Origin of the sequence: Halopenitus malekzadehii, from assembly GCF_900108505.1 — an archaeon.
In the GTDB taxonomy this organism is placed as follows: Archaea; Halobacteriota; Halobacteria; order Halobacteriales; family Haloferacaceae; genus Halopenitus; species Halopenitus malekzadehii.
Genome location: NZ_FNWU01000001.1, coordinates 485,088 through 503,603, shown reverse-complemented (window position 1 = coordinate 503,603; position 18,516 = coordinate 485,088). Strand labels below are relative to the sequence as shown.

The following is an 18,516-nucleotide window of genomic DNA, read 5'->3' as shown; positions in this document are numbered from 1 at the left end:
GTCCCGGGCGGCCCCCGACCTGACCACACAGCGACGCGTCCGCGAGCGCGTCGGTGGTCGTCGATCCGACGATCACCGACCGATTCCATCCGACCGACACGCAGCAGGGACGACCCGACCCGCAACACGACTGACCGACCCGAACACGACCGACCCCAACCGATCCGAACACGACTGATCGACCCACGACCCACCACACGATCCCACGATGACCACCACGACACCCTTCGAGGGCGTGATGCCCGCGATGACGACCCCCTTCGATGAACAGAACGAGATCGACCACGACCAGCTGGCCGCCAACGCGCAGTACCTCGAGACCGCCGGCGTCGACGGGCTGGTGCCCGTCGGCTCGACCGGCGAGTCGGCCACGCTCACCCACGACGAGCACGTCGAGGTGATCGAGACCGTCTCCGCGGCCGTCGACGACGTCCCCGTGATCGCGGGGACCGGCTCGAACAACACGGCGGAGGCGCTCTCGCTGTCCGAGCGCGCGGCCGCCGCCGACGCGGACGGCCTGCTGCTCATCTCGCCGTACTACAACAAGCCCGAGCCCGAGGGATTTTACCAGCACTACACCGCGATCGCCGACGCGGTCGACCTGCCGCAGATCGTCTACAACGTTCCCTCCCGAACGGGTCGGTCGATCCCGGTCGACGTCACCGCCCGCCTCGCCGAACACGAGAACATCGTCGGCTACAAGGCCGCTTCGGGCGATCTCGGCCTGATAAGCGAGGTCATCGAGCGGACCGCGGACGAGGAGTTCGCCGTCCTCTCGGGCGACGACGGGCTCACCCTCCCCATCCTGTCGGTCGGCGGCACGGGAACCATCAGCGTCGTCGCCAACGTCGAGCCCGAGCGCACCTGCGCGATGGTCGGCGCCGCGCTCGCGGGCGATTACGAGCGTGCCCGCGCCATCCACCACGAGCTCTCGCCGCTGTGCCGGGAGCTCTTCGTCGAGACGAACCCCATCCCAGTCAAGGAGGCGATGTCCATCCGCGACCGCGGTCGGCCCGACGTCCGGTCGCCGCTCACCCGTCTCTCCGTGGAGCACCGGGAATCCCTCGCCGACCTGCTCGCGGAGTACGAGACGGCCGCACCCGGTGAGATCGGTCCGTTCGCGACGGAGGAGGCGTCGCGATGAGCGAGGGCGCCGAAACGGACGAAACCGCCGACGCGGATCCGAACCTCCGCATCGCCGTGACCGGTGCCGGCGGCCGGATGGGCACCGAGGTGATCGCGGCGGCCGTCGATCGCGAGGACCTGGCGGTCGCGCTGGCGGTCAACCGCTCGGAGACGGAGCCCGTCTCGGGCGTCGCGGTCGACCCCGCAGACGAGTTCGCCGAGCGGCTCGACGCGGTCGATCCCGACGCCGTCGTCGACTTCACCGGTCCCGAGTCGGCGGTCGCGTACGCGGAGGCCTGTGCCGACGCCGGCGTCCCGCTGGTGACCGGCACTACCGGGTTTTCGGACGCGCAGTTCGCCGCCCTCGAGGACGTCGCCAAGTCGGTGCCGGTGCTCAAGGCGGCCAACTTCTCGCGGGGGATCGCCGCGTTGCGCCGCGCGGTTCGGGAGGCGGCCGCGGCGGTCCCCGACTACGACGTCGAGGTGACCGAAACGCACCACAACGGCAAGCGGGATGCGCCCTCGGGCACCGCAAACACGCTCCTCGACGATCTCGAGGACGTCCGCGAGGACCTCTCGCGGAACGGCCGCGTCCACGGGCGCGAGGGCGACGCGCCCCGCCAGCCGGGCGAGATCGGCGTGCACGCCCGGCGGGCCGGCGACGTCACCGGCGAGCACGAAGTGCTGCTCGCGGGCAACCACGAGGTCCTCGAGCTCACCCATCGGGCCGGCGATCGTGGCGTGTTCGCCGCGGGCGCGCTCGACGCGGCCGTCTGGCTGGCCGACCGACCGGCCGGCTGGTACGACTTCGGCGACGTGATCGACGATGCGTGAGATCGCGACCGCTCCCGGAACCGACGGCTAAAAACCCCCACTCACCCATTGGTTCACCATGACGCTCGAAGCAGACGTCACCGACCTCTGGCGACGCTCCGAACAGGGACTCTCGGCGGGTGGGACGACCGCGGACGACGAGGCGGTCCTCGACGACTTCCTCGACGCCCTCGAGGCCGGCGAGGTCCGTGCGGCCGAGAAGACGGGCACCGACGTGACCTCCTGGGAGGCGAACGCCTGGGTGAAGCGGGGGATCCTCCTCAACTTCGGGCTCCGCGAGACCGAGGGACGGACATACGGCGACGTCACCTACCACGACGTCCTCCCGCTGCGTGACACCGCCGATCTGGGCGAGCGCGGAACCCGGAACACGCCGGACGGCACCGCGATCCGGCGGGGAGCCTACCTCGGGAGCGACTGCATCATGATGAGTCCCTCGTTCGTCAACGTGGGCGCGTACGTCGGCGACGGGACGCTCGTCGACTCCTGTGACACGGTCGGCTCCTGTGCACAGATCGGAGCGAACGTCAAGCTCGGCGCGAACACGCTGATCGGCGGCGTGCTCGAGCCGGTCGAGGACGCACCGGTGGTCATCGAGGACGGCGTCGCGCTGGGGGCCGGCTGCCGTGTCACCTCCGGCTTCCGGATCGGCGAGAACTCGATCGTCGGCGAGAACACGCTTCTCACCCCGCGGATCCCCGTCTACGACCTCGTCGAGGAGGCGGTCGTCTTCGGCCACCTCCCCGCGAACCGCCGTGCGTTCACCCGGATGGTCGAATCCTCGGTGAGCGACCACGACCTCTTCGAGGGCGGCGCCTACAAGCCCGCCGTCGTCGCGACTGACGTCGAGGACGAGACCCTCGAGGCCACCCAGCGGGAGGAGGCGCTCCGGGAATGAGCGGTCCCACGCCCGAGGACGCATCGTCGTCGAACCCGCCGGTTCGCCGGCTCGCCGACTGGGATCCGGACCGCCTGGCGGCCCTCGCCGACCGGTACGGGACGCCCCTGTACGTGATCGACCGCGATCGGGTCCGGGAGAACTGTGCCCGGCTCCGGGACGCCTTCCCGGACGCCGACGTCCGGTACGCCGTGAAGGCCCACACCGGCCAGTCGGTCCTTCGAACGGTCGAGCGTGCAGGCCTCGCAGCGGAGTGTGCCTCCGCGGGCGAGCTCGAACGCGCACTCGCAGCCGGCTTCCCCGGCGACCGGATCCACTACACCGCCGTCAATCCGCCCGCGAGGGATCTCGACCGCGTCGTCGATCGATGGCGCGAGCACCCCGAGATCACGATCACCGCCGGCGCGGTCGACACCCTCGACCGGCTGGCCGACCGCGGCTTCGACGGCCGGGTCTGCATCCGGGTGACTCCCGGCGTCGGGGCCGGCCATCACGAGAAGGTCCGAACCGGCGCCCACGCCAAATTCGGCGTCCCCTACGACCGCGCCGCGAGCGTCGTCCGCGAGGCGACGGATCGATTCGACGTCGTCGGGATCCACGCCCACGCCGGCTCCGGGATCGACGCTGAAGGCCTCGATCGCCACCGCGAGCTCGTCTCGCGAATGGGTGCGCTGGCCGCCGCCCTCGTCGATCCGGCAGCCGGGGATCGTGAGAACGCTGACGCGGACCCCATCACCCTCGAGTACGTCGACGTCGGCGGCGGCTTCGGCGTCCCCTACCGCGATAACGAACCGCCGCTCGACCTTCCGGCGGTCGCCGACGCGACGCGGGAGGCGTTCGAGACCGCCCTGGAGGACGCCGACGTCGATGACGATGCCGGCCTCGACCTCGCCGTCGAGCCCGGTCGCTACGTGGTCGCCGACGCAGGCGTCCTCCTGACGCGAGTCAACACCGTCAAGCCGGCGCCGGAAACAACCGTCGTCGGCGTCGACGCCGGGATGACCGATCTGCTCCGCCCCGCGATGTACGACGCGTTCCATCCGATCCGGAACGTCTCGGCGTCGTCCCACAGCGGGGAGGACCGGGGCGACGTCATCGACGATCGGGGCGGCCGTGAGACCATCCCGGCCACGGTCACCGGCCCCATCTGTGAGACGGCGGACATGTTCTGTGAGGACCGGCCGCTTCCGGCTCCCGAACGCGGCGACGTCCTGGCGATCGGGATCGCGGGCGCCTACGGCTACGAGATGGCCAGCCAGTACAACTCCCGGCCGCGACCGGCTGAAGTCGCCGTCGGGGCCGGGAGGGATGCGGCCATGGGGACCGACGAGAGCCCCGATGCGACCGATCCCGGCCCGACCCTGGTCCGCGATCGCGAGACGATCGCCGACGTGACCGCCGTCGAGCGCCGAGCGGGCTACGAGGGGCTCGCAGCGCTCGAGGACCCGGTGCGTCCCGCCGGCGACATAAGTTCCACGGAGGATGCGGAATGACGGTCCCGTTCCGGAAGTACCACGGCACGGGCAACGACTTCATCGTCGTCGACGAGGCCGACGCCGACCGAGCCGGGGTGACCGCGCTCGCGGATCGTCGCCCGTTCGCGATCGCACACTGTGATCGCGACACCGGCGTCGAATTGCCGGGCGCGGGACGTCGCGGCGCCGACGGCGTGTTGTTCCTCGGGATCGAGGCGGAAGCCGACCCGACCCGCGTCACGATGTCGCTTGTCCAGCCGGACGGCTCCACCGCGGCGATGTGTGGCAACGGGGCCCGGGTCGTCGCCGCCTGGGCACACGACCGCACCGGCGAGACCGATTTCGTGATCGAGACGCCGGCCGGCGACCGGCGCGCCGCGGTCGACGCGAACGGCCGGGACGTCACGATCGAGATGGGGATCCCCCGGTTCGATCCCGCGGGCGTCCCGGTCGATCGCTCGCGCGCTGACGATCCCGAACTCCGGGACGGCGATCCCGACGCGCCCCTCATCGAGACCGATGTCGAGGGGCTCACCGTCTCCGCGGTCAACACCGGCGTCCCGCACGCGGTGGCGTTCATCGAGGAGGACGGCGATGCGGACGCTGAGGCGATCGACGACATCGATCTCGAAGCGGTCGCCGAGCCGGTTCGCCACGCCGACGTCTTTCCGGAGGGGGCGAACGTGAACCTCGCCGGGCGCGTCAGTTACACGCCCGACGACGGGTCGGCTGACGACCGCGAGTTCGACGGCCTCGTTCCCACCTACCGCCAGCGCACCTTCGAGCGCGGCGTCGAGGGCGAAACGCGGTCGTGCGGCACCGGCGCGGTCGCGATCGCTGCGGTCGCGCGCCGGACCGGCCGGGTCGACGCCGAAACCGTCCGATCGCGACCGCCGGGTGGCGAGCTCGAGATCACCGTTCCCGACGAGGGTCCCGCGACCCTTTCCGGTCCGGTCGCCGAGGAGGGCGCCGGCGAGCTCGTCGCCGATCCGGAGGTCGATGAGGCGGCCGCCGCCGACGCGACCCCCGCGGTCGATCCGGGGACCGAGTCCGGGTCCGATACTGACGGCCCAGACGCTGCTGACGACGTCGACGACGCCGCAGACGCCGCTGACCCGAACCGAAACGCGGAGGACGATCCGCGATGACTCGGTCCGACGGCGACGGCTTCGATCCGATCGCGTTTCTGGAGACCGCGGTCCGTCATCCGTCCCACGAGGACGTCGGGGAAATGCGTGAGTTCCTTCTCGAGACACTCGCCGAGCACGGGATCGAGGCCCGGGTCGACGACGCCGGCAACGTGCTCGCGAGCAAGCCGTCGATCGACCCCGACACCGGACCACACGTGGTCTGTAACACCCACATCGACACCGTGACGCCCCACATCCCGTTCGAACGCGACCCGGATGCGACTGTCGAGGGCGAATCGGGCGTCGACGTGATCCGCGGCCGTGGGTCCTGTGACGCCAAGGGTCCGCTTGCAGCGCTGCTCGTCGGCTTTCTCGCGACCGATCCCGATCGCGGTCGGCTCACGCTCGCGATCACGCCCGACGAGGAGGTACACTCCCTCGGCGCCGCGGCGCTCACCGGCGGACTCGAGGGAACCGGGGACGAGCTCGACGGGGATCTGTACATCGTCGGCGAACCGACCGGCCTCGACGTCTGTACGGCCGCGAAGGGACGCTTCGAGGGGACGATCGAGTTGTCGGGTGAAACCGCCCACGCCGCCGAGGACGAAGGAACCAACGCGGTGGCGGCCGCCGAAGGGGCGCTCGGCGCCGTCCGCGAGTTCGACGCGGACCGGCCGTCCCACGACCAACTCGGCCCGGCGCGGCTCACGCCGACCGTGATCGACGGCGGCGGCGCGACCAACCAGGTCCCCGACCGGTGTGCGATCGTCGTCGACCGGCGGTCGATCCCACCCGAGACGGCCGCGGGCTTCCGCGAGTCGCTGGCGAACGACATCCGGGCGGCCGTCCCGGATGACGTCGGCGTCGCGTTCGAACTCACCGACCGCGAGTCGCCGTTTCTGGAGGCCTTCTCGACCGACCCCGACCACGAGTTCGTTCGGCTGCTCGCGGACGCGATCGATGCGGCGCGTCCTGCGGGTGGGGACACATCTGCGGGAGAGGACACGCCCGCGGACGAGGACGAGGACGCTCACGGGGTCCAGGACGCTCCTGCCGCCGTTCGCGATCGGGGCGGAGCGGTCCGTCCGTTCTCGGCCGCGACCGAAGCGTCCTACTTCTCGCCGGCCCCGACCGTGGTCTTCGGTCCGGGCGATCTGGCGGACGCCGAGGGCGCCGTGGCCCACGCCGACCGCGAGTACGTCCGCGTTCGCGAGGTGGAGTGGGCCGGCGACGCGGTCACGCGGACGCTGTCCGGGCTGCTCGAAGCGGAGTGATCCGCGGGCAGCGGCGGCGTCAGGGTTAGACCGCGAACTTGCGCTCGAGGAACGCCACGAGCAGGTTCGCCGCCAGCCGCGAGGTGTTCCCGGCCGGGTCGTAGTCCGGAGCGACCTCCATCAGATCGACGGCGCCGACGGCGTCGTGGCCGCCCAGGACCTCCATCGCGGTCAACGCCTGCGAGGCCGAGAGCCCGGCCGGTTCGGGTGTCCCCGTTCCGGGCGCCACGCTCGGGTCGACGGAGTCGATGTCAAAGGTGACGTAGACCGCGTCGGTCCCCTCGGCGGCAGCCGCGATCGCGTCGCGGATCACCGCGTCCAGTCCGCGCTCCTCGATCTCGGGCATCGCGAAGAGGTTGAGTCCGGTCTCCTCGGCGAACTCGAAGAACGCCGGGGATTCGTAGCCACGAATGGCGACCTGGCTCACGTTCTCGAGATCGCCGTACGGCGAGTCGGCCATCAGCGCCGTGCTCGAGCCGTGGAACTCCCGGCCGAAGATCGGACTCTCGGAGACGGTGTCGGTGTGGGCATCGATCTGAACGAGTCCGACGTCGTCGTGACCGGCCCCCTCCGCGAACCCGCGGAACGCGGGGAACGTACAGTAGTGGTCGCCGCCGATGAGGACGGGGAACGCCCGCTCGGCAACGGTCGCGACGTGGGCCGTGATGCTTTCGGCGGTCGTCTTCTGGTCCATCGGGAACACCGGCACGTCGCCACAGTCGGCGACCGAGAGCGCGCCGAAGTCGACGTCCTCGCCGGTTCGCATGTTCGTCAACCCGCCCTTGTACCCCGAGAGGTAATCCCACCAGCCGCTGGCCTCCCGGACCGCCCGCGGCCCGTACCGTGCCCCGGGGCGGTTGCTGACGGCCGAGTCGTACGGGACGCCGACGACGCCGGCGTTATAGTCCGCGATGTCCTCGACGTCGCGATGATCGGCCTTCAGGAAGGTCGGGATCCCCGCGTACGCGAACTCGAGCGACGAGGCGGGGTGGTCCCCGCGGAAACGACCGGCGGGCGTCTCGCGACTCATCGGACCACCTCGAAGCGACTTCCGTCGAATCGGTGGGTGATCGTTGCCCGCCCCGTGTGTTCTGCGTCGGTCGAATCGGGTCGCATGACCGTCATTGGTGGAACCTCATTGCCACCGATTCGTCACGGAACTCGCATAAACCTTCCTCCTCGATCGGCGATCGCGTCCCCGCAAGCGTGGACAGCGTCGCGAACGGGACGCCACCGCGCCCGGGAGACCGCCGAAGTCTTGTAGGCCGTGCCCGTGGGACGGAACGATGGACCGCGACCTCGACGGTCGGACGTACGACCTGCTGTGGCTCGTCGACCGACACGAGCCGGTCGGGAGCATCCGGCTCGTCGAACTGATGCGGCGGCACGGCTACTCGATCACCGGACGGACGATCCGGCTCACGCTTGCCGACCTCGACGAGGCGGGGCTCACCGAGAAGGTCCCCGGCCAGGGACGCCGCCTCACCGCTGCCGGACGGACCGAGCTCGAACGGGGAAACGTCAGCAGCCGGCTCGACCACGTTCGCTCGCGGATCGCGACGTTGCGAAGCCGGGTGACCTACGATCCCCTCGAGGATACCGGCGTGCTGCTCGTCTCGAGCGCGCTCGTCGACACCGCCGACCTCGATCCCGCCCTGGAGGCGATCCGGTCGCTGCACACGAGTCCGCTCGGTCCCGTCCCCGCCGCGATCGAGCCGGTCGGTGACGGCGCCGACCGCCATCGCGTCCTCGTTCCCTCGAGTCTCACCCTCGACGGGGTCCTCCTCTCACACGGGATCGACACCGACCTCCGGACCGCCGGTGTGGTGGCGTACACGCCACCTACGGCCCGACCCGATCGCTCCGACGACGCCGAGGCCGGAGGCGCCGCCGACGTGGACGTGGCGAGCACGGATGCGGACGGTTCCGAGGACGGAGACGACGGCGAGGGCGATGGAACCGACGAGGAGGGTCGATTCGGCGGCCGGATCGACCGATACGTCGACGTGATCAGCGGCGAGGACGCCTCCGTCGACGTCCTCTCGCTCCTCATCGAGGCGGGCCGTACCGACACGACCCCGATCCTCGAGGAGGGTGATAGCGGCGTTCTCGCTGTCGACTACCGGGAGTTTCCGCTCACTCGATACTCCGAAGCTCGCGATCTCGTGGTCGCGACCCGCGACGCGCTCGGCGGCGTGATCGACGTTCGTCGCCCCCGGGAGGGCGGTCCCTTCCCCCTCGGGCCACCGGGCTGGGAGTTCGGGGCCGCGACGTACGGCGGATCCGGCGAACTCGCCATCGCCGTGCTCGCCGAACGCGGCCTGTCGTCGGAGTGGGACACGCTGTACGACACGATCGATCGGGATCGGCTCCGCCCGGCCGACCGACTCGAGACTGACGGACCGTTCGGGGACGACCGGTAAGCGGGACGACCGGTGAGCGGCGCTGACTGATGAGCGGCGCTGACTGATGAGCGGCGCTGACTGATGAGCGGCGCTGACTGATGAGCGATCGCTCGTGGAGCGAAACGTTTACAACCGGACTGGTGGCAAACAATTTCCATGTCACTCGTCGGCATCGACTTCGGCATCATCGTGCTCTACATGATCGGCCTGTTGGGCGTCGGTTACTGGGGGTACCGACGTTCGGATACCCTCGACGACTATCTCGTCGCCGGACGGGACATCCCGATCTGGATGTACGTGCCGGTGATGTCCGCGGTCATCCTCGGCGGCGCATCGACGATCGGCGGCGGCGGATTGGGGTACCAACACGGCGTCTCCGGCGCCTGGCTCGTCGTCTGGCTCGGGCTGGGCGTCGCGGCGATCGGCTTTCTCATCTCGACCGAACTCGCGAACCTCAAGGCGTACACGCTCGGCGAGATCCTCGAACGACGCTTCGAGAAGTACTCGGCGACCGTCGGCGCGCTCGTCGCCGGCATCTACGCGCTGACGATTGCGATCACGCAGGTGATATCGATCGGAACCGTGCTCACGGCGCTGCTCGACTACCAGCTCAACACGATGATCCTCGTGGCTGGAATCATCGTCATCGGGTACACCGCACTCGGCGGGATGTTCTCGGTCACGATCACCGACTTCGTTCAGTGGATCATCATGACGATCGGCGTCTTCGTGTTTGCCTTGCCGCTTGGTCTGCTCGAGGTCGGCGGGATCTCGGGGCTCACGGCGGAACTGGATCCCTCCTACTTCAGCCCGACCGGCATCGGGATCGACACCGTGATCAGCTACTTCCTGCTGTACTTCCTGGGGATCATGATCGGCCAGGACATCTGGCAGCGCGTCTTCACGGCCGACAGCCCGCGGACGGCTCGGGTCGGGAACATTGCCACGGGCGCGTACGCGGTCGTCTACGGGATCGCGACCGCGGTGCTCGGGATGATCGCCCTGGTGCTGTTCCCCGGGCTCGAGAACGCCGATCTCGCGCTTCCGCAGCTGGTCCTCGAGACGGTTCCCACCGGCCTCTCGGGGCTCATCCTGGCCGGGTTCATCTCGGCGATGATGTCGACCGCCGACTCGGCGCTGCTCGCCTCGAGCACGCTGTTCACCAACGACGTGTACAAGCGGTTCATCGACCCCGACGCCAGCGAGCGACGGTATACGTTGGTCTCCCGGGTCGGGATCCTCGTGCTCGGCATCGGGATGATCGGAGTGGCGATCCTCATCGGGGACGTCGTCAACGCGCTCACGCTGGCGTACAACCTGCTGACGGGCGCGATCTTCGTGCCCCTGATGGCGGCGTTCTTCTGGCGCGGCGGGACCTGGCAGGGCGCCGTCGCGTCGATCCTCGGCAGTTCCGTCGTCGTCGTGGCGTCGATGGCCGTCTACGGCTTCGGCTCGAACCGCCCGATCATCTACGGGCTCGTCGCCAGCCTCGTGCTCTTCGTGAGCGTGAGCCTGGTCACCGGCCCGCCGCCGCGTGAGAAGCTCGAGGCCTGGCTCGAGAGCATCTCCGACGGACCGTCGATCGAGTGACCGCGTAGCGCGACGGGTTGGCCACTACCGGCCCTCCGCCTCCTCCGTTGACTGACCATTCTCACGATCCGCACGTTTCTCGGGGATCCTCGTCGAAGGGCTCGGTATGCCCCACCGATCCGACGCGTATCGCGACCTCTCACAGCCGATCGAGTCCGGAATGTCCACGTTCCCCGGCGATCCGCCGGTCGAACTCACGCCGGCCGCGACGATCGCCGACGACGGCGCCGCCGTCCACGAACTGCACTGCGGCAGCCACACCGGCACGCACATCGACGCGCCGAGCCACACCGAATCCGGCGGGGCGGACCTCAATGACCGGCCGGTCGGCGAGTACGTCTTCGACGCCCGGTTCCTCGACGTCACGCCGTGTTCGGCCCGCGAGCCCATCGGTGCCGACGCCCTCCCGAACCCGGACGCGCTCGCGGCCGCCGACCTCCTCGTGGTCCGAACCGGCTGGGACGCCCACTGGAACGCCGACTGCTACCGGGATCATCCCTACCTGACGCCGGCAGCGGCACGAGCGCTCCGCGAGGCCGACTGTGGGGTCGCGATCGACGTGCTCAACCCGGATCCGACGCCCTCCGGGGACGCCACGTCCGACGGGTCGGACGACCCGGATCAGCCGGACGAACCCGACGGATTTCCGGTCCACCACGCGCTTCTCGGGGCCGGCCTCCCGATCGTCGAGAACCTCACGAACCTCGACGGGCTTCCCGACCGGTTCACGCTGTACGCGTTTCCCCTGCCGATCGCCGGCGCCGACGGCGCGCCCGTGCGCGCGGTGGCGTTCGTCGAGGAGGCGCCAAGCGCGGATCACTGACCGGTCTCGTAAACAGGTCCACGAACCGCCTACGACGGCCGGGAGCGTGGTTTGATGAACGGCTCGCCGATGCCGCATCGTGTGACCGAGGCGCTCGATCGGCGGACCGCGAACCAAAGTATTCACTACAGGGCGTCTCCAAGCCACGGGTATGAGTACGGAGGACGTCTCGCGACGGGCGCTGCTTCGCACGGCCGGCGGCACCGCTGCCGCGGCTGGGGTCGCCGCCGGTGCCGCCGGATCGGCGGCGGCACAGGAGGAGGTCCCGGTGTGGCCCTCGTCGGTCGAGGGGAACGTGGATAGCTACACGGACGCCCGCGGACAGGACGAGGTAACGATCGCGGTCGGCGCGGGCGACGGCCTCGCGTTCGACCCCACGAAGGTCTGGGTCGACCCCGGAACCACGATCGTCTGGGAGTGGACGGGCAACGGCGGCGACCACAACGTCCACGCGGTCGACGGCCCCGCCTCCTTCGAGAGCGAGATCACCGGCGAGGAAGGGTTCACCTTCGAGTACGAAACCTCCGAGGAGGACGCCGGCATCACCCACTACCAGTGTGACCCACACTCCCAGGTCGGTATGCACGGCGGCATCGCCGTCGGCGGAGACATCGAAACCGAATCGACCGGCGGCGGGGACAGCGCCTCCGGCGTCGTCTTCGTTCCCGAGGGGGCAAAGGCACTCGGCATCGCGACGTTCATCGCGATGGTCTCGACGCTCGGAATGGCGTTCTTCTTCCTCCGATACGGCGGCGACGGCGGCGACGAATAGCCACCGGCGCCGGACCGTCCTCGTGTCCCGAACACCGCCACCGAGGCGATGTCGCGATCGTCGACGATCAGCCAGTCGTCGACGTCCATCCAGTCGGGAGCGGACTACAACAGGCCGCGATCGGAGCGGACCGAGCGATAGCGTTCGAGATACCGCTCCAACACCGTGCGGCGGTCGTACGCCTCGAACCCGTCACCGGTCGTCCGGTGTGGCTGTGTAGCGGCCTCCCGGAAGGCGGTCGCGAGCTCTTGGGGGCTCGTGACGAGGCTGGAACGGGCGTCGCCCTCGACGAGCTCGTGTGCGCTGGATCCGGCCTGGTACTCGACGAGGCCGACGCAACCACACGCGAGCGCCCGGAGGAGATCGCCCGCGAACGCCTCGCTGGTCGCAGTTTGGGCGAACACGTGGGCGCCCTTGAACGTCGCGAGGCGATCGGCAAGCGGCTGCTCGCCGAGGAACTCGACCCGGTCCGCGAGCCGAAGGTCGGCGGCAGTCGCCTCGGCGGCAGCGCGCTCGGGGCCGTCGCCGATGACCGCCGCCGACCAGTCCGTATCACGCAGCTCCGCGAGACCCAGTAAGAACGAGTCGACGTTCGCGTGCCGGTCGAGCCGTCGGGAGTAGACCACGTCGAACCGGTCATCGACGGGGGTGGAGTCGACGGCGTCGAGGTCGACGCTTTCGGGGATCGTCTCGACGCCGTCATCGGGCGCGCCGTGTTCGCGGACCCGCGTCGCCACCGTCTTGGCCGGCGTCACGACCGCGTCCGCACGTCGAGCCAGGATCCGGTATCCGACCGTGCCGTCCTCGGGACGGTCGCGCCACCAGTCGACGACGACCGGCGCGCCGTGGATCGGCCGGCTCACGGTCGCCGCGATGGCGCCGCCGGGTGGGCTGTTGACGGCGTGGACGACGTCCGGGTCGAACCGCCGCAACGCCGCCGGAACCCGGGCTGTGAACGCGATCGGTTCCGGGTCGGCACCGACGCGCCGGTACTCGATCCCGTCCTCGGTGAACGCACCGTGGTCGCCACCCCACCACTGGGTACACAGCCATGCGACGTCGTGGCCGCGGTCGGCGAGTGCGTCGGCGAGTCGTCGCGTTCGACGTCGGGCAGGGGTGTCGCCGTGGTGTGGAGTGAAAAGCGAGACGAACGCGACACGCATACGTGGACGGGTCGTCGCCGGACGATAAAAATCCACGCCATCCGGTACGCCGAGCGACGCCGCCCGAACGCATCGGTCGGGTACCGGTCCGAACCTATCGGTCCGGAAGCAGTCCATCGAGGTCGACGTGTTCGACGAGCAGATCGGCGGCCGCGTCATACGGAGAGGGGTCCTCGCCAGCGGAGTCGCGGAATCGGTCGATCGATCGATCCGGATCCGAACCGCCCGCCGCTGCGAGGAACGCGGACCGAGCGTCACGGTTCTCGAAGAGCCCATGGAGATAGGTCCCGACGACCCCGGACCGGCCGCCGAGCGCGGCCCCGAGGGCGACGCCGTCCCGGTCGTCCCGATCCACGTCACCGCCGTCAGCAGCGCCACCGTCGTCGGCATCGTCACCGACGACGTCGGTGTCGGTCATCGCCGAGAACGGGGTCTGCAGCGCCGGGTCGACGCCCGCCGCAAGAGGAGCGTCGCGAGACGCCGGTCGCGTCTCGCCCATATGGATCTCATAACCCCGGACCGTCCCCGTCGCGCCGGCAAGCGGACCGACTCCGTCGATCCGACGGGTGGTCTCGACGACGTGCTTGTCGTGTGAAAAGACCGTCTCGACCGGCAACAGCCCCAGCCCCTCGACCGTCGAGACGTCGGTCGTCCCCTCGACATCGGCGTTCAGGATCCGGTCGCCGAGCAGCTGGTAGCCGCCACAGAGGCCGACGACCGGCCCCTCGAAGTCGCGGATCGCCGCGGCAAGCCCGGCATCCCGAAGGGCGATCAGGTCGTCGACGGTGTTCTTCGTTCCGGGGAGGACGACGGCGTCGGCGTCCGCGAGCGGTGCGGCGGATCCGGAGCCGACGTCTCGGCGGTCCCCAACCGGCAGGTACTGCACGTGGACGCCCGGTTCGGCCGCAAGCGGTTCGAGGTCCGTGACGTTGGAGATCCGCGGCAGCCGCGGTACCGCGATCGTGATCGCATCGGTGGGGGGAACGCCGTCATCATCCCCGCGAACCGTCGGCGTCCGGGCATCGGCCGCCGGGAGGTCGACGCTGTCCTCCGCCGGCAAGCCCGGATCGTCGAAGGGGAGCACCCCGCGAACCGGCACGCCCGTCCGGTCCTCGAACGCCTCGAGACCGGGCTTCAGGAGGGATCGATCCCCGCGGAACTTGGTTATCACGACGCCGACGACGCGGTCCCGAACGTCGTCCGGAAGCAACTCGAGAGTCCCCACGAGCGACGCGAAGACGCCGCCACGCTCGATGTCGGCCACGAGGAGCACGTCGGCGTCGGCGATCCGTGCGGTCTCGATGTTGGCGAGGTCCCGATCGTGAAGGTTGATCTCCGCGATCGATCCGGCCCCCTCGGCGACGATCATCTCCGCATCAGCGGCGAGTCTGGCATGGGCGTCGTCAACCGCGGTTCGAGCTGTCTCCCAGTGGTCGTCATAATACTCCCCGGCGGGAACGGTCGCCGCCGGCACGCCGTCGATGACGACCTGCGATTCGCCGCCACCGCTGGGCTTGAGCAACACGGGGTTGTGGTCGGTCGTCGGAGGCACGCGGGCCGCACGCGCCTGGGTGTACTGGGAGACGCCGATCTCGCCGAAGCCGGAGCCGGCATCCGACTCGGCCGCCGGGGAGTGATCCGACCCGGTCGCGCGGGGGACGGCTCGAGCGTTGTTCGACATGTTCTGTGCCTTGAACGGCGCGACGTCGACGCCCCGGTCGGCGAGGAGCCGACAGAGCCCGGCGGCGACGGTGCTTTTGCCGACGTGGCTGGCCGTGCCGGCGACGAGCAGCGTACGCGTGTCCGATCGGGTCATCGAATCACGGGTTCCGGCTCAGAACTCGGTCCCCTTTCGCGCCCGGATCCCGGCGTCGATCGGGTGTTTCTCCTTGCCGACGCGGGTCATCAGATCGACGTCGTCCTCGAGGTAGTCGGGACGCGTGTGGCTCCCGGTCACGACGAGTTCGAGATCGGCCGGCTTCGCGTCGATCAACTCGCGGACGTCGGCGGCGTCGATGAGCCCCTTATCGGCGGCATACAGGACCTCATCGAGGATCAACAGGTGAACCCCGTCCTCGGGATCGCCGGCCAGGGGGAGCGGATCGGTCAGGTCGGCGTCGGCGGCCGCGTCGATCAGCTCCCGGGCTCGCGCCAGTCCGCCGGCGGCCTTCGCGGCGTGGTCGTCGTCGGCCGAACCGTCCCGAAATCCGTGCCAGCCGTAGTGGCCGGTGTTCTCGTAGGACATCCCGGGTAGTGCGGCGATCGCGTTGTACTCGCCGCGGTCCGGCTCGACGGAGTCGGCGCCGCCCTTCATGAACTGCAGGAGGTGGACCCGATAGCCGTGTCCGGCGGCCCGCATTCCCATCCCGAGCGCCGCGGTGGTCTTCCCCTTGCCGTCGCCCCACCAGACCTGGACGAGGCCGAAATCCTCGGGGGCGGCCGGGGCGATCTCCCGCGCGGTCGGGGTGACGCCGGCGCCGGGGGTCCCGCGCTCGGCGTCGCCGGACGGTCCTCGGCCGGCAGCCTCCTCGTGCTGATCGGGTGTGCCGTCCACCGGGATCACTCCTCGTGGATGAACACGAGCCGCGTGTCGTCGGTCGAGGTGAGACAGAGGTGGACGCCCTCGCGGGTGGCGCCGAGCTCCTGCCAGCCCGTGTCGCTGACGAACAGCGTCCGGAAGATGCCGCGGTCGCAGTTCGGGTTCGGACAGCCGACACCCGCGGCGTTCTTGTACACCGTCGTCCCGCCGCCGGAGGAGTGTTTCACGAGTCCGTCGGTCAGCTCCTGGAGGTCCGCTTCGGTCAGTCCGCCCTGGGTTCCGTCGGCGTCATCGTCGTCGGTCGCGGGTGGCATACCTATCCCTTCTCGACACCGCTACCTGAATGTTACTCCGGACGTCGATCGCGTCGCTACGATCCGGTGAAATCGATCCGGGATCCGCCTGCGGCGTCCGGCCGCTCCGTGGGACCGAGCCGTTCGAAGGCGTAATCGGGATCGGCCAACACCACGTGGCCGTCTCGAACCGCCACGTCGATCGCATCCAGGACCGAACCCTCACACGGGCCGAACGAACAGACGCCGGTGTCGGACGCGAAGTACGCGCCATGTTTCTCACAGACGATCTCCCCGTTGCGAACGGTCGCGCCGTTTCCACGATCGATCCGAACGTCCGTCCAGTGTTGACAGTAGTTGCGGTAGCAGGCGATGCCGTCGGCCAGCTCGATGAGCATCGCCTCGAGCTCCTCGCCGTCGCCGCCCTGGTCTCCGGTTCCGGTTTCGACGTCCCCGACCGGCCGTAGCGTCACGAGTACCGTTCCGTCCCTCGGCACGTCCGCCGCGGGAAGCATCCGACGATCCTCGTCCATACGATCCGGTGCTCGGCGGGCGGTTTGAACGTTGCGAGACGCTCACGGTCTGCTGTGCCTCCGACGCCGCTCCGGCGACGCCACCCCGCTCCGATCCCCGACCGGGGGGACAGTCGGGATCAGGCCTCGTTCGCGCGCTCGATCCAGGTGGCTGCCCGGGACTCCCCGACGTTCGCGCCCTCGCCGACCGCAGCGGCGTCCGCGTCGGCGAGGTCCCCGACCGAGCCGATCCCGATCTCGGCGAGTCGCTCGGCGTAGGCGGGGCCGATACCCTTGATCGTGTCGACCGGCGTGCCGGAGGCACCGTCGGCGTCCTCGGGTTCGTCCACGTCGTCCTCCTCCGTGGTGGACTCGTTCCCGTCCGCCGCAGCCGACTCCGTGTCGACGGTCTCGGAGGCATCCCCGTCCTCTGCGGTCGTCTCCGCGTCAGCACCGTCGGCCGTCGCCTCGCGATCCTGCGCGTCCGGACCGGCGGCCTCGGCCGGTTCGGCCGCCTCATCGGGCTCCGTGGCGGCCGCCTCGTCGACGAGCGTCTCCGTCGAGGCGGCCGCGTCCGTCTCCGCCGCGGCACCCTGATCCGGGTCCGCGGCCGGATCGCCGGCGTCCTGCGCGACCGCCTCGTCGGGGTCGTGCTCGACGGTGACCTCGGTGTCGGTGTCGGTATGGTCGGTCGTCGACGTGCCGCCGATCCCGAGTTTCTCTTTGAGCTTCTGTAGGAGTGCCATTGTGACTCCGTATGAACGGTGGACAGTTAAAAGGCACCGACGGATCGACCGGACACTGCCGCGACTGGGGTCGACACGGCCGGGTTCGTCGTGGGCGGTTCCGTTCGAGCGCTCTCGCTTCCCTCGTCGCGTGAACGAGCGGTTGCTACCGTTCGTCGCTGTCGAGCACGCGGATCTGGTCGCCCCGAACCGTCACCGGGATGGGAACGGTCGCCTCGTAGAGCTCGACGGTGACCTGATCTTTCCCCTCGTCGATCCGCTGGACGCGCGCCTTCTCGCCCTTGAACGGGCCGGCGATGAGCTCGACGATGTCGCCCTCGGCGATCCCCTCGACGTCGGGGGTCGGCGAGAGGAAGTGTTCGACCTCCGAGAAGCCGCTCTCGGCGGGGCCGTCGGAGCCGGAGATGACGCCGCGAGCGTGCGGGATCTCGTCGAGGACGCGGGCGAAGACGCTGCCGTCGTCGGCCTCGACCATCACGTAGCTCGTGAGCTGGTCGGGTGCGAGGACCGCGTGGATCTCCGGCATCTCCTTTTCGGCGAGCATGTCCGCGACCGTCCGTTCCTGGCTCGCGGTCGTCTTGACCGCGAAGATCGACGACATCAGACGCCGACCCCCGGCAGCAGGCTCATGATCATGTAGATCAGGAAGCCGAGGAAGCCGATGAGGAGAATGCCGGCGCCGGCGATCTTCGACACCTGCAGGAACTCCTCGGAGGATGGGGTACTCGCCAGCTTCAGCACCCGAATGTAACTGTTGAGGTCGTAGGGAACGTCCATATTGGAAGACCGTACACGACGGGGCGTTTTTTACCTTGTGATGTGTCTCCCGGCCGGAAACGCGGAGAGGGGCCGTCGTGTCTGGCGATCTCGGGACGGGTTCGACGGCGTCAGAACGAGGTACGAGCGTCAGAACGAGGTGCGAGCGTCGGACTGACGA

19 protein-coding genes are annotated in these 18,516 nt (G+C 69.7%); 10 read left to right on the top strand and 9 right to left on the bottom strand.

Features of this window, described 5'->3' with window-relative positions:
• Positions 1–208: 208 nt before the first annotated feature.
• From dapA to BLW38_RS02555, 6 genes are read left to right on the top strand one after another with little or no spacing between them, the layout of a single operon-like run.
• A complete protein-coding gene (gene dapA / locus BLW38_RS02580; RefSeq protein ID WP_092813857.1) occupies positions 209–1,144 on the top strand; it encodes a 4-hydroxy-tetrahydrodipicolinate synthase in 936 nt (311 codons plus the stop codon).
• Positions 1,141–1,959: a 4-hydroxy-tetrahydrodipicolinate reductase gene (gene dapB / locus BLW38_RS02575; protein ID WP_092813854.1), complete on the top strand. Its 819-nt coding sequence runs from the start codon at positions 1,141–1,143 to the stop codon at positions 1,957–1,959. Before dapA ends, dapB begins: the two co-directional genes overlap by 4 nt.
• Positions 1,960–2,017: 58 nt before the next feature.
• Positions 2,018–2,857, top strand: a complete 840-nt coding sequence (locus BLW38_RS02570) for a 2,3,4,5-tetrahydropyridine-2,6-dicarboxylate N-succinyltransferase (RefSeq protein ID WP_092813851.1) — start codon at positions 2,018–2,020, stop codon at positions 2,855–2,857.
• On the top strand, positions 2,854–4,350 hold the full coding sequence (gene lysA / locus BLW38_RS02565; protein WP_092813848.1) for a diaminopimelate decarboxylase: 1,497 nt from the start codon (positions 2,854–2,856) through the stop codon (positions 4,348–4,350). The genes BLW38_RS02570 and lysA overlap by 4 nt, the downstream gene beginning before the upstream one ends.
• Positions 4,347–5,480, top strand: a complete 1,134-nt coding sequence (dapF, locus tag BLW38_RS02560) for a diaminopimelate epimerase (RefSeq protein ID WP_092813845.1) — start codon at positions 4,347–4,349, stop codon at positions 5,478–5,480. Before lysA ends, dapF begins: the two co-directional genes overlap by 4 nt.
• A complete protein-coding gene (locus tag BLW38_RS02555) occupies positions 5,477–6,736 on the top strand; it encodes a M20 family metallopeptidase (protein WP_092813842.1) in 1,260 nt (419 codons plus the stop codon). The genes dapF and BLW38_RS02555 overlap by 4 nt, the downstream gene beginning before the upstream one ends.
• 25 nt (positions 6,737–6,761) lie before the next feature.
• Here the strand turns inward: BLW38_RS02555 and BLW38_RS02550 are convergent, their stop codons facing one another.
• Positions 6,762–7,766, bottom strand: coding sequence for an agmatinase family protein (locus BLW38_RS02550; RefSeq protein WP_092813839.1), 1,005 nt, complete (start codon positions 7,764–7,766; stop codon positions 6,762–6,764).
• 256 nt (positions 7,767–8,022) lie between these two features.
• Here BLW38_RS02550 and BLW38_RS02545 point away from each other — a divergent pair, with 256 nt between their 5' ends.
• The 4 genes from BLW38_RS02545 (at position 8,023) to BLW38_RS02530 (ending at position 12,326) form a co-directional block, all read left to right on the top strand.
• Complete coding sequence (locus tag BLW38_RS02545) at positions 8,023–9,159, top strand: NrpR regulatory domain-containing protein (protein WP_092813836.1); 1,137 nt, start codon at positions 8,023–8,025, stop codon at positions 9,157–9,159.
• Positions 9,160–9,297: 138 nt separating this feature from the next.
• Positions 9,298–10,731: a sodium:solute symporter gene (locus tag BLW38_RS02540; protein WP_092813833.1), complete on the top strand. Its 1,434-nt coding sequence runs from the start codon at positions 9,298–9,300 to the stop codon at positions 10,729–10,731.
• Between the two features lie 106 nt (positions 10,732–10,837).
• A complete protein-coding gene (locus BLW38_RS02535; protein WP_092813830.1) occupies positions 10,838–11,554 on the top strand; it encodes a cyclase family protein in 717 nt (238 codons plus the stop codon).
• A 151-nt stretch (positions 11,555–11,705) separates the two neighbouring features.
• Positions 11,706–12,326, top strand: a complete 621-nt coding sequence (locus tag BLW38_RS02530) for a halocyanin domain-containing protein (protein WP_092813827.1) — start codon at positions 11,706–11,708, stop codon at positions 12,324–12,326.
• 104 nt (positions 12,327–12,430) lie between these two features.
• Here BLW38_RS02530 and BLW38_RS02525 read toward each other — a convergent pair whose 3' ends face one another.
• From BLW38_RS02525 to BLW38_RS02490, 8 genes are all read right to left on the bottom strand, one after another.
• On the bottom strand, positions 12,431–13,489 hold the full coding sequence (locus BLW38_RS02525; RefSeq protein ID WP_092813824.1) for a glycosyltransferase family 4 protein: 1,059 nt from the start codon (positions 13,487–13,489) through the stop codon (positions 12,431–12,433).
• Between the two features lie 94 nt (positions 13,490–13,583).
• Entirely contained in the window at positions 13,584–15,305 is a 1,722-nt protein-coding gene (locus BLW38_RS02520) for a cobyric acid synthase (RefSeq protein ID WP_092813821.1), read from the bottom strand.
• Between the two features lie 18 nt (positions 15,306–15,323).
• Entirely contained in the window at positions 15,324–16,043 is a 720-nt protein-coding gene (locus tag BLW38_RS02515) for a cob(I)yrinic acid a,c-diamide adenosyltransferase (RefSeq protein WP_092815530.1), read from the bottom strand.
• 5 nt (positions 16,044–16,048) lie between these two features.
• Positions 16,049–16,342: a DUF7385 family protein gene (locus BLW38_RS02510; protein ID WP_092813819.1), complete on the bottom strand. Its 294-nt coding sequence runs from the start codon at positions 16,340–16,342 to the stop codon at positions 16,049–16,051.
• A gap of 56 nt (positions 16,343–16,398) precedes the next feature.
• Positions 16,399–16,854, bottom strand: a complete 456-nt coding sequence (locus tag BLW38_RS02505; RefSeq protein WP_092813817.1) for a Rieske (2Fe-2S) protein — start codon at positions 16,852–16,854, stop codon at positions 16,399–16,401.
• Between the two features lie 119 nt (positions 16,855–16,973).
• Positions 16,974–17,579, bottom strand: coding sequence for a helix-hairpin-helix domain-containing protein (locus tag BLW38_RS02500; RefSeq protein ID WP_092813814.1), 606 nt, complete (start codon positions 17,577–17,579; stop codon positions 16,974–16,976).
• A gap of 145 nt (positions 17,580–17,724) precedes the next feature.
• Complete coding sequence (locus tag BLW38_RS02495) at positions 17,725–18,180, bottom strand: transcription elongation factor Spt5 (protein WP_021075180.1); 456 nt, start codon at positions 18,178–18,180, stop codon at positions 17,725–17,727.
• Positions 18,180–18,356 (bottom strand): protein translocase SEC61 complex subunit gamma, encoded by a 177-nt coding sequence (locus BLW38_RS02490; protein ID WP_092813811.1) that lies wholly within the window; start codon positions 18,354–18,356, stop codon positions 18,180–18,182. Before BLW38_RS02490 ends, BLW38_RS02495 begins: the two co-directional genes overlap by 1 nt.
• Between the last annotated feature and the right edge of the window lie 160 nt (positions 18,357–18,516).